This is a genomic window from Aurantimonas endophytica (assembly GCF_014196845.1).
GTDB classification, from domain to species: domain Bacteria; phylum Pseudomonadota; class Alphaproteobacteria; order Rhizobiales; family Rhizobiaceae; genus Aurantimonas; species Aurantimonas endophytica.
On record NZ_JACIEM010000006.1, the window covers coordinates 152449 to 177940 of the forward strand.

The 25492-nt window shown below is 67.5% G+C and carries 24 protein-coding genes; 18 read left to right on the forward strand and 6 right to left on the reverse strand.

Features of this window, described 5'->3' with window-relative positions:
* Positions 1 to 93: 93 nt before the first annotated feature.
* The 7 genes from urtA (at position 94) to GGR03_RS21160 (ending at position 6617) form a co-directional block, all read left to right on the forward strand.
* Complete coding sequence (urtA, locus tag GGR03_RS21130) at positions 94 to 1362, forward strand: urea ABC transporter substrate-binding protein (RefSeq protein ID WP_425486731.1); 1269 nt, start codon at positions 94 to 96, stop codon at positions 1360 to 1362.
* Positions 1363 to 1454: 92 nt separating this feature from the next.
* The gene (urtB, locus tag GGR03_RS21135; protein WP_183210777.1) at positions 1455 to 2381 is read left to right on the forward strand and encodes an urea ABC transporter permease subunit UrtB; all 927 of its coding nucleotides are present in this window, start codon (positions 1455 to 1457) and stop codon (positions 2379 to 2381) included.
* A 5-nt stretch (positions 2382 to 2386) separates the two neighbouring features.
* Positions 2387 to 3544: an urea ABC transporter permease subunit UrtC gene (gene urtC / locus GGR03_RS21140; RefSeq protein WP_183211056.1), complete on the forward strand. Its 1158-nt coding sequence runs from the start codon at positions 2387 to 2389 to the stop codon at positions 3542 to 3544.
* 11 nt (positions 3545 to 3555) lie between these two features.
* Entirely contained in the window at positions 3556 to 4302 is a 747-nt protein-coding gene (gene urtD / locus GGR03_RS21145) for an urea ABC transporter ATP-binding protein UrtD (protein ID WP_163042320.1), read from the forward strand.
* Positions 4303 to 4312: 10 nt separating this feature from the next.
* A complete protein-coding gene (gene urtE, locus GGR03_RS21150) occupies positions 4313 to 5002 on the forward strand; it encodes an urea ABC transporter ATP-binding subunit UrtE (RefSeq protein WP_183210778.1) in 690 nt (229 codons plus the stop codon).
* A 51-nt stretch (positions 5003 to 5053) separates the two neighbouring features.
* Complete coding sequence (fmdA, locus tag GGR03_RS21155; RefSeq protein ID WP_183210779.1) at positions 5054 to 6286, forward strand: formamidase; 1233 nt, start codon at positions 5054 to 5056, stop codon at positions 6284 to 6286.
* A gap of 1 nt (position 6287) precedes the next feature.
* The gene (locus tag GGR03_RS21160) at positions 6288 to 6617 is read left to right on the forward strand and encodes an FmdB family zinc ribbon protein (RefSeq protein ID WP_183210780.1); all 330 of its coding nucleotides are present in this window, start codon (positions 6288 to 6290) and stop codon (positions 6615 to 6617) included.
* A 97-nt stretch (positions 6618 to 6714) separates the two neighbouring features.
* Here GGR03_RS21160 and GGR03_RS21165 read toward each other — a convergent pair whose 3' ends face one another.
* On the reverse strand, positions 6715 to 7305 hold the full coding sequence (locus GGR03_RS21165) for an NAD(P)H-dependent oxidoreductase (RefSeq protein ID WP_183210781.1): 591 nt from the start codon (positions 7303 to 7305) through the stop codon (positions 6715 to 6717).
* Positions 7306 to 7692: 387 nt separating this feature from the next.
* On the opposite strand from GGR03_RS21165, the gene GGR03_RS21170 reads away from it, so the two are divergent.
* From GGR03_RS21170 to GGR03_RS21190, 5 genes are all read left to right on the forward strand, one after another.
* Positions 7693 to 9576: a heavy metal translocating P-type ATPase gene (locus GGR03_RS21170; RefSeq protein ID WP_183210782.1), complete on the forward strand. Its 1884-nt coding sequence runs from the start codon at positions 7693 to 7695 to the stop codon at positions 9574 to 9576.
* 256 nt (positions 9577 to 9832) lie between these two features.
* On the forward strand, positions 9833 to 10249 hold the full coding sequence (locus GGR03_RS21175; protein WP_183210783.1) for a hypothetical protein: 417 nt from the start codon (positions 9833 to 9835) through the stop codon (positions 10247 to 10249).
* A gap of 192 nt (positions 10250 to 10441) precedes the next feature.
* A complete protein-coding gene (locus GGR03_RS21180; protein ID WP_183210784.1) occupies positions 10442 to 11596 on the forward strand; it encodes a winged helix-turn-helix domain-containing protein in 1155 nt (384 codons plus the stop codon).
* A gap of 26 nt (positions 11597 to 11622) precedes the next feature.
* The gene (locus GGR03_RS21185) at positions 11623 to 11910 is read left to right on the forward strand and encodes a hypothetical protein (RefSeq protein ID WP_183210785.1); all 288 of its coding nucleotides are present in this window, start codon (positions 11623 to 11625) and stop codon (positions 11908 to 11910) included.
* A 352-nt stretch (positions 11911 to 12262) separates the two neighbouring features.
* Positions 12263 to 13087: a lytic murein transglycosylase gene (locus GGR03_RS21190; protein ID WP_418885001.1), complete on the forward strand. Its 825-nt coding sequence runs from the start codon at positions 12263 to 12265 to the stop codon at positions 13085 to 13087.
* 77 nt (positions 13088 to 13164) lie between these two features.
* On the opposite strand, the gene GGR03_RS21195 is transcribed toward GGR03_RS21190, so the two are convergent.
* On the reverse strand, positions 13165 to 13896 hold the full coding sequence (locus GGR03_RS21195) for a glutathione S-transferase (protein WP_183210787.1): 732 nt from the start codon (positions 13894 to 13896) through the stop codon (positions 13165 to 13167).
* Between the two features lie 366 nt (positions 13897 to 14262).
* On the opposite strand from GGR03_RS21195, the gene GGR03_RS21200 reads away from it, so the two are divergent.
* From GGR03_RS21200 to GGR03_RS21220, 5 genes are all read left to right on the forward strand, one after another.
* On the forward strand, positions 14263 to 15849 hold the full coding sequence (locus GGR03_RS21200; RefSeq protein WP_183210788.1) for a peptide ABC transporter substrate-binding protein: 1587 nt from the start codon (positions 14263 to 14265) through the stop codon (positions 15847 to 15849).
* A gap of 77 nt (positions 15850 to 15926) precedes the next feature.
* A complete protein-coding gene (locus tag GGR03_RS21205; RefSeq protein WP_183210789.1) occupies positions 15927 to 16850 on the forward strand; it encodes an ABC transporter permease subunit in 924 nt (307 codons plus the stop codon).
* Complete coding sequence (locus GGR03_RS21210) at positions 16847 to 17770, forward strand: ABC transporter permease (RefSeq protein ID WP_183210790.1); 924 nt, start codon at positions 16847 to 16849, stop codon at positions 17768 to 17770. The genes GGR03_RS21205 and GGR03_RS21210 overlap by 4 nt, the downstream gene beginning before the upstream one ends.
* A gap of 4 nt (positions 17771 to 17774) precedes the next feature.
* Complete coding sequence (locus GGR03_RS21215) at positions 17775 to 18791, forward strand: ABC transporter ATP-binding protein (RefSeq protein ID WP_183210791.1); 1017 nt, start codon at positions 17775 to 17777, stop codon at positions 18789 to 18791.
* A complete protein-coding gene (locus GGR03_RS21220; RefSeq protein WP_183210792.1) occupies positions 18784 to 19851 on the forward strand; it encodes an ABC transporter ATP-binding protein in 1068 nt (355 codons plus the stop codon). The genes GGR03_RS21215 and GGR03_RS21220 overlap by 8 nt, the downstream gene beginning before the upstream one ends.
* A gap of 13 nt (positions 19852 to 19864) precedes the next feature.
* On the opposite strand, the gene GGR03_RS21225 is transcribed toward GGR03_RS21220, so the two are convergent.
* From GGR03_RS21225 to GGR03_RS21235, 3 genes are all read right to left on the reverse strand, one after another.
* A complete protein-coding gene (locus tag GGR03_RS21225) occupies positions 19865 to 20671 on the reverse strand; it encodes an ATP-binding cassette domain-containing protein (RefSeq protein ID WP_183210793.1) in 807 nt (268 codons plus the stop codon).
* On the reverse strand, positions 20647 to 21717 hold the full coding sequence (locus GGR03_RS21230; protein ID WP_183210794.1) for an ABC transporter permease: 1071 nt from the start codon (positions 21715 to 21717) through the stop codon (positions 20647 to 20649). Before GGR03_RS21230 ends, GGR03_RS21225 begins: the two co-directional genes overlap by 25 nt.
* A 100-nt stretch (positions 21718 to 21817) precedes the next feature.
* On the reverse strand, positions 21818 to 22846 hold the full coding sequence (locus GGR03_RS21235; protein WP_183210795.1) for a substrate-binding domain-containing protein: 1029 nt from the start codon (positions 22844 to 22846) through the stop codon (positions 21818 to 21820).
* Between the two features lie 243 nt (positions 22847 to 23089).
* Between GGR03_RS21235 and GGR03_RS21240 the strand changes: the two genes are divergently transcribed.
* Entirely contained in the window at positions 23090 to 24319 is a 1230-nt protein-coding gene (locus GGR03_RS21240) for an ROK family transcriptional regulator (protein WP_183210796.1), read from the forward strand.
* A gap of 23 nt (positions 24320 to 24342) precedes the next feature.
* Here GGR03_RS21240 and rsgA read toward each other — a convergent pair whose 3' ends face one another.
* Positions 24343 to 25377, reverse strand: coding sequence for a ribosome small subunit-dependent GTPase A (gene rsgA, locus GGR03_RS21245; protein WP_183211064.1), 1035 nt, complete (start codon positions 25375 to 25377; stop codon positions 24343 to 24345).
* Between the last annotated feature and the right edge of the window lie 115 nt (positions 25378 to 25492).

Here is a 25492-nt window from a genome sequence, read left to right on the forward strand (position 1 = left end):
TTGCGGCGCAAGATCGGAGCGGATGATCCTCCCGTGAACCGACCCGTCCGACCCAGATGGCGGACCCACCAACGCTCACCACAGGGGGATCAGATGAAAGACCGCATGTCCGGCCCGGACGGGCCCAGCTCCGTCTACCGACGCAAGCTTTTGCTCGGCTCGGCGGCTCTCGCCATCGCCGCCATGGCACCGCGCTTCGCCTGGGGCCAGGGGCCGGCCACCGCCGAGGTCAACACAACGGGTCTCGCCGTCACCGACGACACCGTCACGGTCGGCATCCTGCATTCGGTGACCGGCACGATGTCGATCTCCGAGACCGGATCCGTGCAGGCCGAGAAGCTCGCCATCGATCAGATCAACGCCATGGGCGGCGTGCTCGGCCGCAAGATCGAGTTCATCCAGGAGGACGGCGCCTCGGACTGGCCGACCTTCGCCGAGAAGGCCAAGAAGCTGCTGGTCGAGGACAAAGTCGCATCGGTCTTCGGCTGCTGGACCTCGGCGTCGCGCAAGGCGGTGCTGCCGGTGTTCGAGCAGTATAACGGCATGCTCTACTATCCGACCTTCTACGAGGGTCTCGAGGAGAGCCCGAACGTCATCTACACCGGCCAGGAGGCGACGCAGCAGATCCTCGCCGGCATCGACTGGGTGGTCGAGACCAAGGGCGCCAAGAGCTTCTATCTGCTGGGCTCGGACTACATCTGGCCGCGGACCTCCAACAAGATCGCCCGCAAGCACATCGAGAAGCTGGGGCTCGAGGTGGTAGGCGAGGAGTACTATCCGCTCGGCCACACCCAGTTCAACTCGGTAATCAACAAGATCAAGCTGCGCAAGCCCGACGTCATCTACGCGATTGTCGTCGGCGGCTCGAACGTTGCCTTCTACAAGCAGCTGAAGGCGGCCGGCATCGACATGACCAAGGAAGCGCCGCTGCTCCTCACCATCTCGGTGACCGAGGACGAGATCCGCGGCATCGGCGGCGAGAACATGGTCGGCGCCTACGCGGCGATGAAGTATTTCGAGAGCCTCGAGAACGAGAACAACCAGAAATTCGTCGCGGCCTTCAAGGAGATGTGGGGCGAGGACATCGTCGTCGGCGACGTCACCCAGGCGGCCTATCTCGGCCCCTGGTTGTGGAAGGCGGCAGTGGAGAAGGCCGGTAGCTTCGACATCGACAAGGTGCGCGAGGCCTCGCCCGGGATCGAGCTCGACACCGCGCCCGAGGGCTACGTGAAGATCCACGAGAACCATCACCTCTGGTCGAAGACCCGCATCGGCCACGCCCAGATGGATGGCCAGTACGAGGTGGTGTTCGAGACGGCGGAGCTGATGGAGCCCGATCCGTTCCCGGAAGGCTACCAGTAAGCCCGGAGCCCGTTCCCCGGTCCCGTCGCGGGGCCGGGGCGCCCTTCGCCTTCTCCTGATCACGCCCTTTTCTCGAACTCCCGGAGATACGGATGTTCGCCGACTACAGCTGGAGCGAACTCGGCTCGATCTTTGCCATGCAAGGCTTTGCCGGGCTGGTGCTCTTCTCGGTGCTTCTGCTGATGGCGCTCGGGCTCGCCATCATCTTCGGCCAGATGGGCGTGATCAACATGGCGCACGGGGAGTTCATGATCCTCGGCGCCTACGTCACCTATCTCTGCTCGAACTTCTTCCAGGCCTTCGCGCCGGCGCTGATGGGGATCTCGTTCTTCATCGCCATGGCCCTCGCCTTCGTCGCCAGCGGCGCCCTCGGCATGGGCGTCGAGCGCTACCTGATCCGGTATCTCTACAAGCGCCCGCTCGACACGCTGCTCGCCACCTGGGGCCTGTCGCTGATCATGCAGCAATCCTTCCGCACGATCTTCGGCCCGCGCGAGGTCGGCGTGACGCTGCCGGACTGGATGATGGGCTCGCTCCCCGTCACCGACATGGTGGAGGTGCCGATCAACGGCCTGATCGTCATGGCGATCACGCTGCTGATCACCTTCATGGTCTATCTCATCATGTTCCGCTCGCGCTGGGGCGCGCAGGTCCGGGCCGTCGTCCAGAACCGCACCATGGCCGGCGCCGTCGGCATCGACACCGAGCGGGTGGACTGCGTCACCTTCGGCCTCGGCTGCGGCATCGCCGGAATCGCCGGCAGCGCCTTCACCATGATCGGCTCGACCGGCCCGAGCGCCGGCCAGCTCTACATCGTCGACACCTTCCTCGTCGTGGTGTTCGGCGGCGCCGCCAGCCTGCTCGGCACGGTCGCCTCGGCCTTCACCATCTCGCAGGCCCAGTCGACGCTCGAATTCTTCCTCTCCGGCTCGATGGCCAAGGTGCTGACGCTTCTGACCGTCGTCGCGATCATCATGCTGAGGCCGCAGGGCCTCTTCGTCCTCAAGGTGCGTCGATGAACCCGATGAAAAGCCTCGCCGCCGGCGGCCGCCAGACCGAGATCGTCGGCTTCGTCATCCTTGCCGCCGTGCTTCTGGTGCTCCTGCCGGCGGTTACCGACGTCTTTCGCCTCAACCTCTATGGCAAGTACCTGACCTACGCCTTCGTCGCCGTGGGCCTGGTGCTCTGCTGGGGCAGCGCCGGCATCCTCAGCCTCGGCCAGGGCATCTTCTTCGGCCTCGGCGGCTACTGCATGGCGATGTTCCTCAAGCTGGAATCCTCCACCCCCGAGGCCACCGCCATCCAGTCGACGCCGGGCATTCCCGACTTCATGGACTGGAACCAGATCACCGAGCTGCCGTGGTTCTGGGAGCCGTTCCATTCCTTCGGCTTCACGCTGGTCGCCGTCGTGCTGGTGCCCGTCGCGCTCGCCTTCGTCATCGGCTTCGCGATGTTCACAAGGCGGGTCGGCGGCGTCTATTTCGCCATCATCACCCAGGCCATCGCGGCGATCCTGACCATCCTGATCATCGGCCAGCAGGGCTATACGGGGGGCGTCAACGGCATCACCGACCTGCGTACGCTGCTCGGCTTCGACATCCGCTCCGACCAGGCGAAGTTCGTCCTCTACTTCGTCAACGCCTTCCTGTTGCTCGGCGCGATCGTGCTGGCGATGATCGTGCGGCGCTCCAAGCTCGGCCGCATCCTCGTCGCGATGCGCGACAAGGAGGATCGCGTCCGCTTCTCCGGCTACGGCGTCGCCGGCTTCAAGATCTTCGTGTTCTGCTTCGCCGCGGCGCTGGCGGGGGTCGGCGGCGCGATGTTCACTTTGCAGGTCGGGTTCATGTCACCGACCTTCGTCGGCATCGTCCCGTCCATCGAGATGGTCATCTATTGCGCGGTCGGCGGCCGGCTGTCGCTGATCGGCGCGGTCTACGGCACGCTGCTGGTCAACTGGGCGAAGACCTCGTTTTCCGAAAGCTTTCCGGAACTGTGGCTGTTCGCCATGGGCGCGCTGTTCATCGCCGTGGTGCTCGCCTTCCCGAACGGTCTTGCCGGTGTCTACTCGGCGCATGTCGCGCCGCGCCTGAAGCGCGTCTTCGCCCGCTCCGCCGCCGCGTCCAAGGCCGGCGACATGGCCGCCCCGGGTGCCGCTACCCCCTCCGCCGCCGCGGCCGAATAGGAGACGGTGCCATGACCACCGACAACGACTTTCTCCTGTCCGTCGAAGCCCTCACCGTCTCCTTCGACGGGTTCAAGGCCGTGGACGACCTCTCCTTCTATGTCGACGAGAACGAGATCCGGGTGATCATCGGCCCCAACGGCGCCGGCAAGACCACGGCGCTCGACCTGATCTGCGGCAAGACCCGCGCCACCTCCGGCTCGATCCGGTTCCGGGGCAAGGAACTGACCGCGATGAAGGAGCACCAGATCGTCCATGCCGGCGTCGGGCGCAAGTTCCAGAACCCGTCGATCTACGACGATCTGACGGTCTTCGAGAACCTGGAAATCTCCTATCCCAAGGGCCGCTCGGTCTTCGGCGCGCTGACCTTCAAGCGCGACGGCGTGGTGACCTCCCGGGTCGAGGAGGTTGCCGAGATGATCTTCCTCGCCGACCATCTGGAGGAGCGGGCCGAGTTCCTCAGCCACGGCCAGAAGCAGTGGCTGGAGATCGGCATGCTGCTGATCCAGGACCCCGAACTGCTGATGCTCGACGAGCCGGTGGCCGGCATGAGCGTCTCCGAACGCGTCAAGACCGCCGAACTCCTGCACCGGATCATCGTCGGCCGCTCGGTGATCGTCATCGAGCACGACATGAAGTTCGTCGAGGACATCGCCCACCGGGTCACGGTGCTGCACCAGGGCCGGGTGATCTCCGAGGGCACCATGGCGCACGTCCAGGCCGACCCGAAGGTCGTCGAAGTCTATCTCGGGCATTGAGGGACCGATCATGTTGAACGTCGCCAACCTCCATGCCGCCTACGGATCGAGCGAGGTCCTGCACGGGCTGAACTTCGACGTCGCGAAGAACGAGATCATCGCCATCATGGGCCGCAACGGCATGGGCAAGACGACGCTCATGAAGTCGCTGATGGGCATCGTGCCGGCGACCGGCGGGACGATCACCGTCGACGGCAGCGACATCACAAAAGCCAAGAGCCACGAGCGGGTGAAGGGCGGCGTCGCCTACGTGCCGCAGGGGCGGATGATCTTCTCCACCATGACGGTGCGCGAGAACATCGAGACCGGTCTGACGGTGACCGGCGAGCGCGAGGTGCCGGGCGACATCTACGAATTGTTCCCGGTGCTCCTCGAGATGCGCAAGCGCCGCGGCGGCAATCTCTCCGGCGGCCAGCAGCAGCAGCTCGCCATCGCAAGGGCGCTGGCCTCGCGGCCGAAGGTGCTGCTGCTCGACGAGCCGACCGAGGGCATCCAGCCCTCGATCATCCGCGAGATCGGCCGGACGCTGAAGAAGATCCGCGACGAGCGGGGCCTGTCGATCGTCGTGTCGGAGCAGGTCCTCTCCTTCGCCCTCGACATCGCCGACCGCGTCCTCGTGCTCGAGAACGGCGCCATCGTTCACGACGAGCCGGTCGCCTCCGTCAACGAGGCGAAGATCGCGCGATTCCTGTCGGTCTGACGGGACCCGCACCAGCCACACGCACCATCCAGGATAACAGGGGGACAGCACATGACCGACACGCTCATCAAGGTCGATCTCGAGACATCGCCGTACGACAACGAGATGATCCACAATCGCTGGCACCCGGACATCCCGATGGCCTGCTGGGTGGAGCCGGGCGACGACTTCAAGATCGAGACCTTCGACTGGACCGGCGGCCAGATCAAGAACGACGACGACGCCGCGGACGTGCGCGACGTCGACCTTTCCCAGGTGCATTTCCTGTCCGGCCCGATCGGCGTCAAGGGCGCCGAGGCGGGCGACCTGCTGGTCGTCGACATCCTCGACATCGGAGCCTTCGACCACAGCCTCTGGGGCTTCAACGGCTTCTTCTCCAAGCAGAACGGCGGCGGCTTCCTGACCGAGCACTACCCGCTGGCGCAGAAGTCGATCTGGGACTTCGAGGGCATGTTCACCAAGTCGCGCCACATCCCCGGCGTGCGCTATGCCGGCCTGATCCATCCGGGCCTCATCGGCTGCCTGCCCGACCAGAAGATGCTCGATACCTGGAACACCCGCGAGAAGGCGCTGTTCGACACCGACCCGACCCGCGTGCCGACGCTGGCGACGCTGCCCGACGGCGGACCGAGCGCCCACATGGGCAAGCTGAAGGGCGAAGCGCGCGACAAGGCGGCGGCCGAGGGCGCCCGCACCGTTCCGCCGCGCGAACATGGCGGCAATTGCGACATCAAGGATCTGTCGCGCGGCTCGAAGGTCTATTTCCCGGTCTATGTCGACGGGGCGGGGCTCTCGATGGGCGACCTGCATTTCAGCCAGGGCGACGGCGAGATCACCTTCTGCGGCGCCATCGAGATGGCCGGCTGGCTGCACATCAAGGTGTCGCTGATCAAGGACGGCATGGCCAAATATGGCATCAAGAACCCGATCTTCCGGCCCTCGCCGATGGCGCCGAAATACGATGACTTCCTGATCTTCGAGGGGATCTCGGTCGACGAGGGCGGCAAGCAGCATTATCTCGACGTCCACATCGCCTACCGGCAGGCCTGCCTCAACGCTATCGAGTACCTGAAGAAGTTCGGCTATTCCGGCGCCCAGGCCTATTCGATCCTCGGCACGGCGCCGGTGCAGGGCCATATCTCCGGCGTCGTCGACGTGCCCAATGCCTGCGCGACGCTGTGGCTGCCCACCGACATCTTCGAGTTCGACCTGATGCCGGGCATAGACGGGCCGACGAAATATCTCGATGGCTCGGTCGACATGCCGCTGGCGCCGGATCTCTGAGATGCCGTTCTACGACTATGCCTGCGATGATTGCGGCACCTTCACGCGCCTCCGCCCGATGGCGGAGGCCGCCGAGGCGTCGCCCTGTCCGGAATGCGGGGAGGCGGCGCGGCGGGTGATCCTCACCGCGCCGCGCCTGTCGATGATGGATGCCGGGCGGCGTAGCGCCAGCGCGACCAACGAGCGCAGCGCCCACGAGCCCAAGCGCGCTTCCGGCGGCCACGGCGCCGGCTGCGGCTGCTGCGGGCCGAAGCCGAAGGGCTTCTCGCCGCCGGCCGCGAACGCCGCCAAGGGCTTCCCGTCGAAGCGGCCCTGGATGATCAGCCACTGACGGTCGGCCCTCACGGTAAGTGCGACAGGACGGGCAGCCCTGGCTGCCCGTTTCCGCGTCTGGCGGACGAAACGGCGGATGGGCCGCGCCGAGACCGTCAGATGCCGCTCGTGCCGAGCTTGCGCATCGCCGCGAGCCAGCGGTCGCGCCGATCCTTGCCGATGGACTCCACCTGGCCAAAAAGCGTCTCGCGCACCGGCTTGATGCCGACGAAGTTGAGGATGTTTCGCCTGAGGCAGGCGATGCCGTGGCTGCGGAACCAGAGCCGGTAGGCCAGCGCCGGCATGCCCATGGTGACGACGATCCGGGCCGAGCGGCCGGCAAGCGCCGGCTTCGGCGTGCCCGCGGGCCCCGCGCCGTACAGGAAGGCGAGGCCGGGCCGTATCGTCTGTTCGAGGAAGGCCTTGAGCAGCGCCGGCATGGTGCCGAGCCAGAGCGGGAAGATCAGGACGATGTGCTCGGCCTCGACGAGCGCCGCGCTGGCCTCTTCAAGGCTCGCCGGCAGGTTGCCATGGAGAAAGTCCTCCTGGCTGCGCAGGATCGGAATTTCCAGGGTGGCGAGATCGATCTGGCGGACGCTGTGCCCGGCGCTTTCGGCGCCCTCGCGATAGGCGTCGGCGAGGGCGCGGCAGAAGCGGCCGGGCTCGGGGTCTGGATGCGCGAGGATGATCAGGATGCGACGGGGCATGGGCTGGCTCCGGCGGCGGGAGACCGTCATACTGCCCTCGCTGGCAGGCGGCGCCTTGATGCCGGTCAAGCGCCTCGACGCGGCGGGCTGGTTGCGCCAGATCAAGGCCGGCATTGCCCCGGGCGGGCAATGTCCGGAAGGGTCGCGCATCTGGGAGGCTTCGCATGCCATTTCTGACGCCGTCCGAACGCCCCGCCGATAGCGCCGGCTCTTGCCCGATTCCGCCTTGTGCGCCGAAACCCGCTGCCCATCCGCAGGAGAATTGGCACGATCGGCTGGCGCACGTCGCACTTTCCGAAAGCCTGCTGGCCCATTGCGACCGGGCGACGGTGATAGCCGGGACGCGTCCTCGGTGAGCAGGACTGGACCGGCCATGGCAGCAAGGCGATGACCACCCGGCTTCTGCACGGCGCCATGCTGGCCGTCGCCCTTGCCGGCCTTGTCCTTGGCGGCGTCTTGTGGTGGCGCGGCGCAGGTGACACGGCGGCGGTGGTATGGGCCGTGGCGACCGGCCCGGTCGTCGCGGTGCTGGCCGGGTCGATCGCCCTGAAGCTCTGGCAGCGACGGGTCGGCGTCGACGCGATCGCCCTCGTCTCGATGAGCGCGGCGCTGGCGCTCGGCGAGCCGCTCGCGGCGCTGGTCGTGGCGATCATGTTTGCCGGCGGCAACGTCCTCGAGGATTTCGCGATGCGGCGTGCCGAGGCGGACCTGACGGCGCTGACCGACCGCACGCCGCGCCTCGCCCACCGCCAGTCCGACGACGGCTATGTCGACGTTCCCGTCGCCGAGGTCGAGGTGGACGACCGGTTGCTGGTACGTGCGGGGGAGGTTCTGCCGGTCGACGGCGCGCTGCTCGATAAGGAGGCGAGCCTCGACGAATCCGCCCTTACCGGCGAGCCGATCGCGGTCCGGCACAAGAGCGGCGACGTGCTGCGCAGCGGCAGCGTCAACGCCGGCGAGACGTTCCACCTGCGCGCCACGGCGCGGGTCGAGGCGAGCGCTTACGCCGGCATCGTGCGCATGGTCGAGGCGGCGCAGACGGAGAAGGCGCCGTTCATTCGCATGGCCGACCGCTTTGCGATCCTGCTCCTGCCGCTGACGCTGGCGGTTGCCGGGGCGGCCTGGGCGCTGTCGGGCGACCCGATCCGGGGCCTGGCGGTGCTGGTGGTGGCGACACCGTGCCCGCTGATCCTCGCGGCGCCCGTGGCGCTGATCGGCGGCGTCTCGCGCGCGGCCCGCCGCGGCATCCTGATGAAGGGCGGTGCGGCCCTGGAGGCGCTGTCGGAAGTGCGCACGGCGCTGTTCGACAAGACCGGCACCCTGACCGAGGGCGGCGCCCGCCTCGTCGCGATCCGGACGGCGCCGGGCATCGAGCCGGTGGAGGCGCTGGCGCTCGCCGCTTCGCTCGAGCAGGGTTCGCACCACGTCCTCGCCGAAGCCGTCATGGATGCGGCCCGCCAGCGCGGGGCGTCGCTGAGCTTCCCTTCCGAAATCCGCGAGACCCGGGGCGCCGGCATCGAGGGCAGGGTCGAAGGTCGGCTGGTGCGCGCCGGCTCGCGCCAGATGGTCTGGCCGAACGGCTCCCTGCCCGGATGGGCAGCGCTTGGGAACGAGAGCGAAACGCTCCGGATCTTCGTGAGCATCGACGACGAACTGGCCGCCCTTCTGGTGATGGGCGATGCGCTGCGACCGGATGCGGCCGCCACCGTGCAGGCGCTGCGCCGCGCCGGCATCGTCCGCGTCGGCATGGTGACGGGCGACGACGCGGCGACGGCGAATGCCATCGATGCCGTCCTCGGTCTCGATTTCGTCCATGCCGACTGCACGCCGGCGCAGAAGGTCGATGTCGTGCGGGCCGAACATCGCCTCGCCCCGACGATGATGGTGGGTGACGGCATCAACGATGCGCCGGCGCTTGCCGCCGCCAGTGTCGGCATCGCCCTGGGCGCCCGCGGCGCCACCGCCTCCTCGCAGGCGGCCGACGTCGTCCTTCTCGTCGACAGCATCGACCGCGTTGCCGAGGCGGTCGTCATTGCCCGCCGGTCTCGCGGCATCGCCATGCAGAGCGTCGTCGTCGGGCTGGCGCTCTCAGGCCTCGGCATGGTCGCCGCCGCCTTCGGCTATTTGACGCCGATTGCCGGCGCGCTGTTCCAGGAGGCGATCGACGTGGCGGTGATCCTCAACGCCCTGCGAGCCCTGTCCGGGCCCCGTTCGGCGGGACCCGCGCGCGTGACGACGGTTCGGTCGGCACATTCCCCCGCCCGCCAATGATCTTGGCCTGCCGGTGAAAGTCTTGACCGGGTGCGGCAGCTCGCCGCACTTGGCGTAACGACTGGCGGAAAGCAGTCACCCACAGGTCGGCAGGTTCCCACGATCTGTCGTTCACGCGATCGTACACGTTTCGTTGACAGTCCGTGAAGAAACCATTCCGCCCACAAGCGGTTAGCCCCTCGACGACGATGCACAGACATCGATCATCTCGAAAAAATAGATTAAATCGACATTGCAGAAGAAAGACTGATCACAAATGAGAAACGTTCGTCCTTTCACTATCGCTGTATTTTCGGCCACTTTGCTCTCCGGCGCGGCGCTGGCGCAGGAAGCGACCCCGCAGATCCCGGGCTCGGACGCGACGATCGAACTGAACCGCGCCGCCGAGCGTGAAGCCGTGGCAGCGACGCCGGGCAACGAGACGGCGCCCAAGGTCAACAGCCCGGTCAACGACACGATCGTGCCGGGCAACGACGCCGAGATCCAGCTGAACCGTGCCGCCGAGCGCGAAGCCGTCGCCGAAGGCGTGACGGGCGGAACGGTTGGTACCGCTGACACCGCCTCGGACGTCCTCGTCCCGGGCTCCGGCGCGACCTTCTCGCCGAGCACTTCGCCGGTGACCCAGTCGGGTGAGGCTCTGCAGGACACGGCGGACACCACCGTCGTCCAGTAAGCCGGAAACCGGGTCGCCGCGACCCGTCCACTGCTTCATCAAGGGTCGTCCTCCGGGACGGCCCTTTTTGCGCGCTGTCAGGCGTGGCAAGTCGAACTGCTTCCCGCGGTGACGCGATGGGCGAGCTGAGTTAGGAACGACGCGTCTGCTGCCGAGATGCCGATACCGAATCGGCCCCTAGAGGAGCCAGCCATGTCGCCAGCGCCGCACCCTCGGCCAACGCTCAGCCAGGACGCGGCCCGGCGCATCTGGCTCGGCGCGCAGTGCCTCGACCGCATAGCGCCCTTCGGCGCGGGCCCCGCCGCAACGCCGGCGGCAGTGGCGCAACTCGGCTATGTCCAGATCGACACGATCCATGTCGTCGAACGCTGCCATCATCACATTCTGTGGACGCGGATCCCCGCCTATGAGCGCGCCGATCTCCACCATGCTCAGAGCGTCGACAAGACCGTCTTCGAATACTGGACCCACGCGCTCGCTTTCGTGCCGACGAGCGACATCGGCTTCTTCCTGCCCGCGATGAAGCGCCACCGCGCGGCGCCGGCCAAATGGTTCGGCTCGGTGAGCAAGGCCGACAAGCGCAAGGTCCTCGACCTGATCCGCGAAAACGGCCCGCTCACCATCCGCGACATCGACGACGACGTATTGGTCGACAAGGACCATGCCTGGGCCAGCCGCAAGCCCTCCAAGCGGGCCCTGCAGCTCGCCTTCTACAATGGCGACCTGGTGGTCTCGGCGCGCGCCGGCATGCTGAAGACCTACGAGCTGACGGATCGGCATTTCGGCTGGGAGAAGCTGCCGCGCCCCGCGACCGCCCGCCAGGTTCTCGACTACCGGATCGATCGTGCCCTGCGGTCGCAGGGCGTGGCGAGCCTCGACTCGATCTGCCATCTGCAGCCATCCCTGAAGCCGGCAATCCGCCCGCTGCTCGATGCGCGGGTGAAACGTCGGCAGTTGGTGGAACTGCGGATCGAGGGCGCGGGCGACGCGCCGCACTGGGCGCTGCCGGAGACGCTCGACACCGTCCCCGAGCCAGGATCGACCCTCGTCCACATCCTGTCGCCCTTCGACCCGCTGGTCATCCAGCGCAAGCGGCTGGCGCAGTTCTTCGGCTACGCCCATCGCTTCGAGGCCTATGTGCCGAGGGAGAAACGCGTGCTCGGCTATTTCGCGCTGCCGGTGCTGGTCGGCGATCGCATCGTCGCGGCGCTCGACCTCAAGACCGACCGCGCTGCCGGCAAGGTGCTGATCCAGAAATGGAACTGGGTCGGCGAGGGATCCTCGGCTGACAAGCCGGCGATCGAGGAAGCGCTGCAGCGCTTCGAGCGGTTCCAGCTGGCAAGGTGAGGATCGCGACGGAAGGGATGGAAGGCATGGACGACGACCACGATGGCGGCACGGCGGGCTCCAGCCGCCTCTATCTCGTCGTCGCGGAGGGCGGCGCGTCGCTGGCCGAGATTGCCGGCGAACTCGACGCTTTCGCGCTCGCACCGACGATGCTGCTGGTGCGCACCGGCGAGAGCCGCTCGCGGCTCTACCACTTCGTCAAGCGGCGCGTTTCGCCGGAACGCCTGCTCGTCGCGGGCCTCGACGCGGTACCGAAGTTCAAGGGCTTTGCCGCCGGCGCGCTCAACTGGCTGCGCCGGACTCCGGCGGATTAGGCGAGGGCCATCCGGCCCGCGAGCGTGATCGCGCCGGCGTATGGTCGCTGCTCACGAAGGTTTCATGTCGAGTTTAACGCGCGTTTCCATGGGAGACGAGCACAGGATCACGGGTCTTCTGCGTGCTGTAACCCCGCGTAAACCGGGCCTGCGGCAGGATCCTCCGCAACGGAGGCCAGGCGTCGGTTGCCGCGATCTTCCGGCATGCGAACGGCGCCGTGTCGCCGACCTGCCAGTGTCGCCGCCGTGCACTACGCAACGGCAGCCCGATCGGCTAGGGAACCTGTAATTCACAACGCTCGAGCGCAACCAGGCTGGTTGCCCGATCCGCAACGACGAGGAAGACGACATGATGGCCAGACTGAAGAACGCGAGAAGGCTCGCCGCAATGGCGGCTTTGGCGCTCGGTGTGACCGCCGGCCCGGCATTGGCCGCCCAGTGCGGCAACAGCGCCGCGGGCTTCAACGAATGGAAGCAGCAGTTCGCCGCCGAGGCCCAGCAGGCCGGCATCTCGCAGCGGACGATCCAGTCGGCGCTGATGCCGACCCAGTACTCGTCCAAGGTCGTCAGCCTCGACCGCAACCAGCATTCGATGAACATCTCGCTGGAAGCGTTCATGGAACGCCGCGCGCCGGCATCCTTCGTCGCCAAGGGCAAGCGCATCATCCAGCAGAACGCCCGCCTGCTCGACGCCGTCGAGCAGCGCTACGGCGTCCAGAAGGAAGTGCTGGTCGCGATCTGGGGCATGGAAACCGGCTTCGGCGCCAATTCCGGAAACATGAACATCTTCTCGTCGCTGGCGACGCTGTCCTATGACTGCCGCCGCTCGGCCTTCTTCACCGAGGAACTGCTGGCTGCGCTCATGATCGTCGAGCGTGGCGACATGCAGCCGAGCCAGATGCGCGGCGCCTGGGCCGGCGAAATCGGCCAGACCCAGTTCCTCGCCAAGAACTATCTGCGCTTTGCCGTCGACGGCGACGGCAACGGCCGCCGTGACCTGATCAACTCGACGCCGGACGTGCTGTACTCGACCGCCAACTTCCTGCGCCAGCACGGCTGGCAGCCGGGTGCTGGCTACCAGGAAGGCCAGCCGAACTTCGCCCGCCTGCGCGACTGGAACCGCGCGGGCGTCTACCAGAAGGCCCTGGCACTGTTCGCGACCAAGCTCGCCAACTAACAACGACAGGCTTTCGGCCCGTACAGTCAGGCGACGCCCCGGTCATCGACCGGGGCGTTTGCGTATCCGCCGCTGGTTCAGGCGGCGTCGAGCTCTGGATAGTGGCGGAAGATCCCGTCCTCGTTGAACGCCATGCGCCGATCGCTCTTCAGATAGGCGGCGACCGGCTTGTGGGCCGCGACCCGGTCACGCAGCGCCGTCACCCGCGGATAATCGGCCATCAGCGTCTGCATCCGCTTGGGGAAAGCGTAGGCGAGCCCCTCGACGGTCTGGAACAGGCCGAGATCGGCGTGGCTGAGCCTGTCCCCGACGAGATAGGCGTCGCCATTCGGGTTGCGGGCCAGCAACTGCTCGTACCAGCCGAGGAATTTCGGCATCCGCTCGTCGCGAAATTCTTCCGCCCGCCGTTTTGCTTCCGGCTTCTGGTCCTCGTAGTAGAGCCCGACCCCGACCGGATGGTGGACGTCGTGCGCCTCGGCAACGAGATCGGCGGTGGTCAGGGCCACCGAGCGGGCGAAATGGCGCTCGGGCTCGGTCAGCGGGGCGAGGCCGTGGCGTTCGCCGACATAGGCCGAGATCTCGGCCGCCTGGGCGACGACGATGTCGTCGTCGACGAGAAACGGCGGCGCGAAGGGGATGAAGGCGCCGCGTTCGCCCTCCATGAAGGCCGTCATCGCTGCCATGCCGCCGCCATCCGATGCGGGCAGCCTTGCGACGTCGCGATAGGGGGCCTCGGCCGCCTCGAGCACGAGGCGCGGATACTCGCCGCGGCCGGGGATCATCGGCCAGTAATAGAGGTCGTAAGCCATGGGACGCTCCGGTCATTCGCTTCTTCGTTTCAGGTGTAACGGTCTCGCGCGACGTCAACCGGTGAGAACATCCGATCGATCGGCATTCGCCTCAGGGTGGCAGCAGTAACTCCGCGGGCATTGCCACGCCGACAAAGCCCGGCAGATCAGGACGCGGCTGCCGCGGCCTGCGCAAAACCCACAGAAATTATCTGGCCGTCTTACCAACCTCGGTCTCGATCCGACGGCTGCCTGCGTTCGCGCCGCCCTTACGTCATGCCAATTTGTTAGGCTTCCGGGCTCTGGACATCTTCAAATCCTCGGGTGACACATAAGGCCTGGTGCAGCGCCGTGGGCCGCGCTGCCGCCGTATCGCGAGGATCCAGAATGATTTTTGCCTTCCGCCGCGCAGCCGCCGCGCTCGCGCTTTCCACCGTGCTCGGCGTCAGCGCCGCCGGTGCCGTCCAGCTCAACCTTCACAATGGCGGTGACGTGGCGTCGCTGGATCCCCAGCGCCTGTCGGGCGACTGGGAGAACCGCGTCTCGGGAGACATCTTCGAAGGTCTGATGACCGAAGATGCCAAGGCCGAGCCGGTGCCGGGCCAGGCGGAGAGCTATACGCTCTCCGACGACAAGCTCGTCTACACCTTCAAGCTGCGCGAGGACGCCAAGTGGTCCGATGGCGAGCCGGTGACGGCGGACGACTTCGTCTTCGCCTTCCGCCGGCTCCTCGACCCGGCCAACGCGTCCGAATACGCCTATCTGCAATACGCCATCAGGAATGCCGAGAAGATCAACAAGGGCGAGATCACCGATCCCGAGCAGCTCGGCGTCAAGGCGATCGACGACCGGACGCTGGAGATCACGCTCGAGCAGCCGACGCCATATTTCCTCGGCGCGCTGACCCATTACACCGCCTATCCGGTTCCCAAGCATGTCATCGAGGAGAAGGGCGGCGACTGGGTCCAGATCGACAATATCGTCACCAACGGGCCCTACCGGCCGATCGAGTGGATCCCCGGCAGCCACGTGCTGACCGAGAAGAACCCCGAATGGTACGACAGCGAGAGTCTGGCCATCGACGGCGTCAAGTTCTTCACGCTGGAGGACAATGCCGCCGCGCTCCGCCGCTACCGCGCCGGCGAGTTCGACATCATCACCGCCTTCCCGACTGACCAGTACGAATGGCTCGAGGAGAACCTGCCGGGCGAGGCACATGTCGCGCCCTTCGCCGGCCTCTATTACTACGTCGTCAATTCGAGCAAGCCGCCCTTCGACGATGCCAAGGTGCGCCAGGCGCTGTCGATGGCCGTCTATCGCGAGGTGATCGGGCCGGACATCCTCGGCACCGGCGAACTGCCAGCCTATGGCTGGGTGCCGCCGGGCATGGCCAATTACGACGGGCCGGACGTCAAGGTCGACTGGTCCGAGCTGCCTTATCCGGAAAAGCTGGAACAGGCCAAGGCGCTGCTCGCCGAGGCCGGCTACGGGCCGGACGAGCCGCTGAACGTGACGCTGCGCTACAACACCGACGACAACCACAAGCGCGTCGCGGTGGCGATCGCCGCCATGTGGAAGCCGCTGGGCGTCAATGTCGAGCTGCTCAACACCGAGGTGAAGGTGCATTACGCGGACCTTCGCCAGGGCGACTTCCAGGTGGCGCGGGCCGGCTGGCTGGCCGACTACAACGACCCCGACAACTTCCTCAATCTCCTGAAATCCGGCGTCGAGATGAATTACGGCCGGTGGACCAACCCGGACTTCGACCGGCTGCTGACCGAGGCCGCCGCAAGCACCGACATGGCGGCGCGCGCCGATCTCCTGAAGCAGGCCGAGACGCTCGCCATGGCCGAGACGGCGGCGATCCCGATCTATTTCTACGCCTCGCGCAGCGTCGTCTCGCCGAAGATCTCCGGCTACGAGGACAATGCCTTCGACATCCATCGCACCCGCTGGCTCACCAAGGCCGAGTGAGCGTGGCACGCCTGTCGAGCGGGAGGGCGGCGCCGGGCCGCCTTCCCGTCGTGTCCCCGTCGGGGGAGTGCTGAGCGATGCTGGCCTTCGCCCTCAGACGTCTCCTGTCGACCATCCCGGTCCTCCTGATCGCCGTCACCGCCTGCTTCTTCATCCTGCGGCTCGCCCCCGGCGGACCGTTCGATCAGGAACGCGCGCTGCCGCCCGAGGTGCTGGCCAACCTGCGGGCCTACTACCACCTCGATGATCCGCTGATCATGCAGTACCTGCGCTATCTCGGGCGGCTGGCGCAGTTCGATCTCGGCCCGTCCTTCGTCACCAAGGACTTCACGGTGGCGCGCCAGCTCGCCATAGGCCTGCCCTACACGCTGATCCTCGGCGGCACGGCCTTCGTGGTGGCCGTTCTCGGCGGGATCGCTGCCGGCATCTATGGGGCGCTCTACCAGAACCGCGCCGCCGACTATGCCATCGCCGCTTTGGTGATGGCTGGGCTGGTCGTGCCGAACTTCCTGGTCGCGCCGATCCTGCAGCTGGTCTTCGGCATCAAGCTCGACTGGCTCCCGGTCGGCGGCTGGGGCGACGGGTCGCTGCGGTTCCTGGCCCTACCGGTGATCGTGCTCGCCCTGCCGCACATCGCGCGGATCTCGCGGCTGATGCGCGGCTCGATGATCGAGACGCTGAACGCCAATTTCGTCAAGACCGCCCGGGCCAAGGGGATCGGCCGGCGCCGCATCATCCTGCGCCATGCGCTGCGCCCGGCGCTGACGCCGGTCGTTTCCTATCTCGGGCCCGCCGCCGGCTACCTCCTCACCGGCTCGATCGTCGTCGAGCAGATCTTCGGTCTTCCGGGCATCGGGCGCTATTTCATCGGCGCCGCCCTCAACCGCGACTACGGCATGGTGCTCGGTACGGTGATCTTCTACATGGTGCTGATCGTCGTCCTGAACCTCCTGGTCGATCTCGCCTATGCCTGGCTGGACCCCAAGGTGCGGACGCGATGACGCTTTTCGTCGACAAGCGCGAGGCGCTGGAAAAGGCGTTCGTTCCCACCGACACCGAGATGCCGGCGGGCCGGCCGCGCTCGCTGACCCGCGACGCCATGCGGCGGCTCTTCGCAAACAAGGCGGCCGTGGTCTCGCTTTTCCTGCTCGCCCTGATCGTGCTCGCCGCCCTGATCGGCCCCTATCTGCTTCCCTATGACTACGAGACGCCCGACTGGTCGGCCTTCGGCGCGCCGCCGTCGATCGAGAGCGGGCATTATTTCGGCACCGACCAGAACGGCCGCGATCTCCTCGCCCGCACCCTTTACGGCACACGGATCTCGCTGCTCGTGGCGATCATCGCCACCACCGTCTCGGTGATCGTCGGGGTGCTGTACGGCGCCATTTCCGGCTTCGTCGGCGGCCGTGTCGACCAGGCGATGATGCGCTTCGTCGATGTGATGTACGCGCTGCCCTACATCCTGTTCGTCATCCTCTTGATGGTGATCTTCGGCCGCAACGTCTATCTGCTCTTCGCCGCGATCGGCCTCCTGGAATGGCTGACCATGGCGCGAATCGTCCGCGGCCAGACGCTCAGCCTCAAGGAACGCGAATTCGTCGAGGCCGCGCGCGCCTCGGGCGTCGCCACATTCCCGATCATCCTGCGGCACATCGTGCCCAACCTGGTCGGGCCGGTGGTGATCTACGCGACGCTGACCATCCCGGAGATCGTCATCACCGAGAGCTTCCTGTCCTATCTCGGTTTCGGCGTGCAGGAGCCGCTGACCTCGCTCGGCACGTTGATCTCCGAGGGCTCGGACGTTCTCGAGGTAAGTCCGTGGCTGCTGCTGTTTCCCGGCGGTGTCCTCGTCGCGCTGCTGCTTGCCTTCGCCTTCGTCGGCGACGGGCTGCGCGACGCCTTCGACCCGAAGGACCGGTAGAGCCATGGATGCATCCACGTTGCCTGTTCTCGAACTGCGAGACTATTCGGTCCGCTTCTCGACCCCGGACGGCGAGGTCGCGGCGGTCAGCAGCCTCGATCTTTCGGTCGGGGCGGGCGAGACGCTCGCCGTCGTCGGCGAGTCAGGCTCCGGCAAGAGCCAGACCTTCAACGGCGTGTTCGGCCTGCTGTCGCGCAACGGCCGCGCCACCGGGGCGGCGCTTATCGAGGGCCGGGATCTTCTGGCGATGTCGGAGAAGGGTCTCGACGCCATCCGCGGCCAGGACATGGCCATGGTCTTCCAGGATCCGATGACGGCGCTCAACCCGGCGATGAAGATCCGTCACCAGCTGTCCGAGACGCTGCAGGTGCACAAGGGCATGAAGCGCCGCGACGCGGAGTCCGCGGCGCTGGCGATGCTGCGCCAGGTCGGCATCCCCGAGGCCGAGCGGCGCTTCGAGCAATATCCGCACCAGTTGTCAGGCGGCATGCGCCAGCGCGTCGTCATCGCCATGGCGCTGCTCTGCCGGCCGAAGCTGATCGTCGCGGACGAGCCGACCACCGCGCTCGACGTCACCATCCAGGCGCAGATCCTCGACCTCTTCCGCGACCTGACCGCCGAGTTCGGCACCGCCCTGGTGCTGATCACACATGATCTCGGCGTCGTCGCCGGCATCGCGACCCGTGTGGCGGTGATGTATGCCGGCCGCGTCGTCGAGGAGGCGGGGGTGGACGCGCTGTTCGCCCGCCCGGCGCATCCGTACACGGCGGCGCTGATGCGCTCGATCCCTCGCGTCGATCGCGAGATCGAGGCGGTGGATTCGATTCCCGGAAGGCCGCCGGACGCGATGCGCCCGCCGCCGGGATGTCCGTTCCATCCGCGCTGCCGCCATGCCGAGGATCGCTGCCGACGCGAACGCCCGCCGCTGGGCGAGGTCGCGCCCGGCCGCAGCGCGGCCTGCTGGTTCCCCTTCGTCGACGCGGCTTCCGGCGCCCTGACCGCGGAGTCCGCCCATGGCTGAGACGCTGCTTTCGGTCCAGAACCTGTCGACCGTTTTCGAGCTGCGCGGCCGGACGATGTTCTCCAAGCCCGCGCGGCTCGCCGCCGTCAACGACGTGTCCTTCGACCTCAGGCGGGGCGAAACGCTTGGCATCGTCGGGGAATCGGGCTGCGGCAAGTCCACCCTCGGCCGCTCGATCCTGCGGCTGATCGAGCCGACGGCGGGCCGCGTCGTCTGGCAGGGGCGCAACCTCACCGAACTTTCGGACGGCGACATGCGCCGGGCGCGGCGGGACCTTTCGATCATCTTCCAGGACCCGATCGCCTCGCTCGATCCGCGCATGACGGTGGCCGAGATCATCGCCGAGCCTTTGCGCGTCGCCGAACCTACGCTCGACCGCAAGGCGAGGCGGGAGCGCGTGCTCAGGGCGATGGACGAGGTCGGCCTCGCGCCGGAGATGGCGAGCCGATACCCGCACGAATTCTCCGGCGGCCAGGCGCAGCGCATCGGGATTGCCCGGGCGATCATCACCGAGCCGAAGCTGATCGTCTGCGACGAGCCGGTCTCGGCGCTCGACGTCTCGATCCAGGCGCAGATCGTCAACCTCTTGAAGAGCCTGAAGGAGCGGCTTGGCCTGACGCTGATCTTCATCAGCCATGATCTGTCGGTGGTGCGCCTGGTCTCGGACCGGATTCTGGTGCTGTATCTTGGCCGGGTCGTCGAGATCGGCACCCGGGCCGCGGTATTCGAGGCCCCGGCGCATCCCTATACCCAGGCGCTGCTGTCGGCCGCGCCGATCCCCGATCCGGCGGTCGCCCGCCAGCGCCGGCGCACGGTGCTGAAGGGCGATCCGCCGTCGCCGATCGACCCGCCGTCCGGCTGTGCCTTCCGCACCCGCTGCCCGATCGCCGAGCCGGTATGTGCAGAGGAAGTGCCGCCGCTGATCGCGGTTTCCGACGACCACCGCGCGGCCTGCCTGTTCGCCGGCGAGGAGGCGCGCGCACGGGTGGCACGGGCAAGCCTTGCCGCCGCACCGCTCGGCGCCGGCCTCGAAAGCCCGCCGGCCATCGGCGTCGGCTGACAGAGCCGGCGCGTCAGGCTGCGAGCATCTCCGCTTCCGGCTGCTTGGCGCCGGTCATCAGCGCCACCGCGTCGTTCATCGTCGAGAATTTCGGGTCGATGACGCAGAGGCGGCGGCCGAGCCGGTGGATGTGGATGCGGTCGGCGACCTCGAAGACATGCGGCATGTTGTGGGAGATCAGCACGATCGGCATGCCGCGCGAGCGCACGTCCTGGATCAGTTCCAGCACCTTGCGCGATTCCTTGACGCCGAGCGCCGCGGTCGGCTCGTCGAGGATCAGCACCTTCGACCCGAAGGCGGCGGCCCGGGCGACAGCGACGCCCTGGCGCTGGCCGCCGGACAGCGTCTCCACCGCCTGGCCGATGTTCTGGATGGTCATCAGCCCGAGCTCGGAGAGCTTCTCGCGGGCCACTCGTTCCATCGCCGGACGGTCGAGCATCTTCAGGTATTTGCCGAGGAAACCCGGCTTGCGGATTTCGCGGCCGAGAAACATGTTGTCGGCGATCGACAGCGCCGGCGACAAAGCGAGGTTCTGGTAGACCGTCTCGATGCCGGCGTCGCGCGCCTGCATCGGCGAGGTGAAGCGCACAGCGTCGCCATTGAGGCGGATCTCGCCCTCGTCGATGGTGATGGCGCCGGACAGCGCCTTGATCAGCGACGATTTGCCGGCGCCGTTGTCGCCGATCACCGCCAGGATCTCGCCGGCATAGAGGTCGAAATCGGCATGGTCGAGGGCGGTGACGCGGCCGTAATTCTTGACGATGCCACGGGCGGAGAGAACCGGGGGCTGGACGCTCATGCGGACACCTTCCTGATCCATTGATCGATGGCGACGGCGAGGATGATCAGCCAGCCGGTAGCGAAGACCTGCCAGAGCACGTCGACGCCGGCGAGCCGCAGGCCGGAATTGAACACGCCGACAATCAGCGCACCGATCATCGGGCCGAGGATCGAGCCGCGCCCGCCGAACAGCGAGATGCCGCCGATCACCACGGCGGTGATCGATTCCAGGTTGGCTTCGAAGAACGAGGTGGGGCTGACCGAGCCGACGCGGCCGATCGAGGCCCAGGCGGCGATCGCGGCGATGAAGCCGGCCAGCACGTAGACCGAGACGAGCGTGCGGTCGGTGCGGATGCCGGCGAGTTCCGCCGCCTCCTTGTCGTCGCCGATGGCGTAGACGTGGCGGCCCCAGGCCGTGCGGTTCAGCATGTACCAGAGCACCGCGAAGATCACGATCATCAGCACGACGCCCCAGGTGAGCACCGCGCCGCCGAGGGTGAAGCGCTCGCCGAAGACCTTCAGCAATGGCGCCTCGGCGTCGAGCGTCTGGCTGCGGATCGTCTCGCGATTGGAGAGATAATAGTTCAGCGCCAGGAAGACGTTCCAGGTACCGAGCGTGGTGATGAAAGGCGGCAGCCGGACCTTGGTGATGAGGATGCCGTTGAGCAGCCCGGTGAGCGAGCCGACGATCAGGCCGACGGCGATCGCCAGCGGCACCGGCAGGCCATAGTCGATGCTGAGCCGGCCCATGATCACCGACACCATCACCATCACCGCGGCGATCGACAGATCGATGCCGGCGGTGAGGATGACGAGGCTCTGGGCCGCGGCCAGGATGCCGACGATCGCCACCTGCTGCATGATCAGCGACAGGTTGAAGGCGGAGAAGAAATTGTTCGACACCATGCCGAACACCGCCACCGAGATCAGCAGCACGATGATCGGCACCATGGTCGGCGAGCCGTGCAGGAAGTGCTGGACGGTATCGAGCGGCCCGCGCGAGCGGTGCTGGAAGGCGGCGACGGCGCCGTCACTGCCGGCGAGTGCCGTCTCGTAGTCGGCGGGCGTCTTGCGGCTGTCACTCATGGCGTCTCGCTCCGGCAAGGGTCCCGGCGTTCCGTCCGGACGCCGGCAAGCGCATCAGGAAAGGGTGGCCCCCGGTCGGGAGCCACCCGTCGCGACAGAATCAGCCCCAGCAGCGCGACGTGCCTTCCTCGACGCTGATCGAGGAAACGCCGTCGACCGGCTTGTCGGTGACGAGATTGACGCCGGTGTCGAAGAAGTCCAGCCCCTCGCTCGGCTGCGGCACGGTGCCGTCCTTGGCGAAGGCGGCGATCGCCTCGATGCCCTTGGATGCCATGTCGAGCGGGTATTGCTGCGAGGTCGCGCCGATGACGCCTTCCTCGACATTCTTGACGCCCGGGCAGCCACCGTCGATCGAGACGATCAGGACGTCGTTCTCCTTGCCGAAGGAGCGCAGCGCCTCGTAGGCGCCGGCGGCCGCCGGTTCGTTGATCGTGTAGACGACGTTGATGTCCGGATCCTGCTGGAGAAGGTTCTCCATCGCGGTCCGCCCGCCTTCCTCGTTGCCGTTGGTGATGTCGTGGCCGACGATGCGCGGATCGTCCTCGTCGCCGATCCGGTTCGGATCCTTGATGTCGATGCCGAAGCCCTGCAGGAAGCCCTGGTCGCGCAGCACGTCGACCGAGGGCGCCGACGGCGTCAGGTCGAGCATGGCGATCTTGGCGTTCGCCGCCTCCTCGCCGAGCGTGCCCTTGGCCCACTGGCCGATCAGCTCGCCGGCCTTGAAATTGTCGGTCGCAAAGGTCGCGTCGGCCGCGTCGATCGGCTCCAGTGGCGTGTCGAGGGCGATGACCAGGAGGCCGTTGTCGCGGGCCTGCTGGGTGACGTCGGTGATCGCCTTGGTGTCGGAGGCGGTGATCAGGATGCCCTTGGCGCCCGCCGCGATGCAGCTCTCCACCGCCTGGACCTGGGTCTCGTGGTCGCCGTCCACCTTGCCGGCATAGGTCGAGAGCTCGACGCCGAGCTCGGCGGCCTTGGCGGTGGCGCCTTCCTTCATCTTGACGAAGAACGGGTTGATGTCGGTCTTGGTGATCAGGCAGGCGCGCACCGGCCCGTCCTGGGCGAGGGCGGGCGAAGCGACGGTGGCGACCGCGGCAATGGCGGTCGAAGCAAAGAGCGTGCGGAATCTCACGGACAATCCTCCCGAAAGTCGATGTCCCCGGCGCCGGTTTCGTAATCGGACGGCGAGGCCGGGCCGCCTCCTCGCGGACCCGATCGCCTCTACGAAACACCAGCCGTGACGGCTTGTCAACGAACATAAATCAGATGGATTTATTTATTGACGGGGAGACCCGCGAATGAGATTTTGCCTGCTGGACCAAAGAGGGGCTGTCGACATGCACGCGCCACGGCCGGGGCGCAGAGGGAGGCGGCGATGCAAGCGAACGATGCCATGACGCAGACGCCGCGAAATCGGGGCGACGAGCGGATGCGTGGCTCCAATCAGGCGGGCCTGCGCGCCCACAACGAGCGCGCGGTGCTGACCCTGATCCGTCGCCACGGCGAGATTGCCCGGGCCGATATCGCGCGCCGCTCCGGCCTGTCGCCGCAGACCGCCTCGGTGATCATGCGTTTGCTCGAGGCCGAAGCGCTGGTGCTGCGCGAGACACCCCGCCGCGGCCGGGTCGGTCAGCCTTCCGTGCCCATGCGGCTCAACCCGGACGGGGCGTTCTCGCTGGGGCTGAAGATCGGCCGGCGGACGGTGGAGCTGGTGCTGATGGATTTCGTCGGCGTGGTGCGGGCGCGCCGCCGGCTCGCCTACGCCTATCCGCGCCTCGCCGAGATCCTCGCCTTCGTGCGCCAGGCGGAAGTCGAGGTGACGTCAGGCCTCGCGCCGGCCCTGGCGGCCCGGATCGCCGGGCTCGGCGTCGCCATCCCCTTCGATCTGTGGTCCTGGCCGGACTCGGTCGGGGCGCCCGTTGCAGCGATGGACGAGTGGCGCACCGTCGACATCGTCGCCGAGCTGGCAAAAGTCACCGGCCTGTCGGTGCATCTCGCCAACGACGCGACGGCGGCCTGCGCCGCCGAGAACGTCTTCGGCGCGACGCGTTCTACCGACTATATCTACCTGTTCGTCGGCGCCTTCGTGGGCGGCGGCATCGTCATCGACGGCGACCTCGTCACCGGACGGACGGGCAACGCCGCGGCGATAGGCTCGATGCCGGTTCCGGACGGGGCGGGCGGCGTCTGCCAGCTGATCGGCGTCGCCTCGATCCATGTGCTGGAAAAGATGATCGCGGCCGAAGGCGGCGATCCCCTAGCTATCTGGCGCCATGCAGCCGCCTGGGATGGGCTCGGTCCTGTGCTGGAGCGCTGGCTGACGGCGGCGGCAAAGGCGCTGGCGCATGCGCTGGTGTCGGCGAGCGCCGTCTACGACTTCGAATGCGCCGTCATCGACGGCAGCTTTCCGCCTTCCATTCGCGGCCGGCTGGTCGCTGCGACGGCGGGCGAGATGGCGAGGCTGGAGCGCCAGGGCCTGTCGCCGCTCGACATCCGCGAAGGCACGATCGGCGCCGGCGCGCGGGAAATCGGGGCGGCGAGCCTGCCGCTCTTCGCGCGGTTCCTGCTCGACCACCGGGTGCTCTACGCCGACGGCGGGAGCTAACGGCCCGCGCGAAGACGGGCCGGTCAGCGCTTGCGGCTGCGCCCCGTGGTGCCGGCGCCGCGGTGGCTGACGACCGGCGTGTTGTCGCGGTTTTCGTCCCGGAGCTTGCGCCATCGTGCAAGGCGTTCCGGATCGAGCGTGCCGGCCTCGACCGCCGCCAGCACCGCGCAGCCGGGCTCATGCTGGTGCGTGCAGTCGCGGAACCGGCAGTTCGGCGCGAGCTCGATGATCTCGGCGAACAGCGTGTCGATGCCGCCCTCGGAATCGCTGACATGCAGCGTCCGCATGCCGGGCGAGTCGATCACCCAGCCGCCCGCCGCGATGGCGTGCAGCGAGCGCGAGGTCGTGGTGTGGCGGCCCTTGGCATCGTGCTCGCGGATCGCGCCTGTCTCCTGCGGGCGCTCCTGCCCGGGTCCGGCCAGCGTGTTCAGCAGCGTCGACTTGCCGACGCCGGATGAGCCGATCAGCGCCACGGTCTGCCCGGGCCCGCACCAGGGCGCCAATGTCTCTGCGGCATCCGGGCTGCGGGCGTTGAGCGTGACGACCGCGAGCCCGCGCTGCAGCGCCGCGGCCTGGCGCACGAAATCCGCGGCATCCTCGACCGTATCGGCCTTGGTCAGCACGATCACCGGCTCGGTCCCGGCCTCGTTGGCGAGCGCCAGATAGCGCTCCAGCCGGGCGGGATTGAAGTCGGCGTTGCAGGAGGTGACGATGAACAGCGTGTCGACATTGGCGCCGGTCAGCTGCGGCACGCGGCTGCCTTCGAGGCGCCGCGAGATCAGCGTGCGGCGTTCCAGCCGCCGATGCAGCACGTGGGTCTGCGGGTCGGCGAGGACCCAGTCGCCGACCGCGAATCCGGCGGTGCTGGCATGCGGCGGCAGCGCCAGCCGGACCTGCCCGGTTGGGGTGACCGCGGTCAGGCGCGTGCGGTGGACGGCGGATATGCGGGCGCGAACGAAACCCGTCTCGTCCGGCGTCAGCTGTTCGGCAAAGAATTCGCTCCAGCCGAGCCCGGCGAGGAAGTCGGACGGCGCGCCGTCGGCGGACCCGGTGGGCAAGACGGGCGGATGGGTCGGCAGGTCAGATTCGGGCACGCGGCGGTGGTTTCCTGCTCCGATGCCGGGCGGTGCGAGCGGCGCGGCCGGATCCCTTCTATAGGGGCGTGCCGCGCGG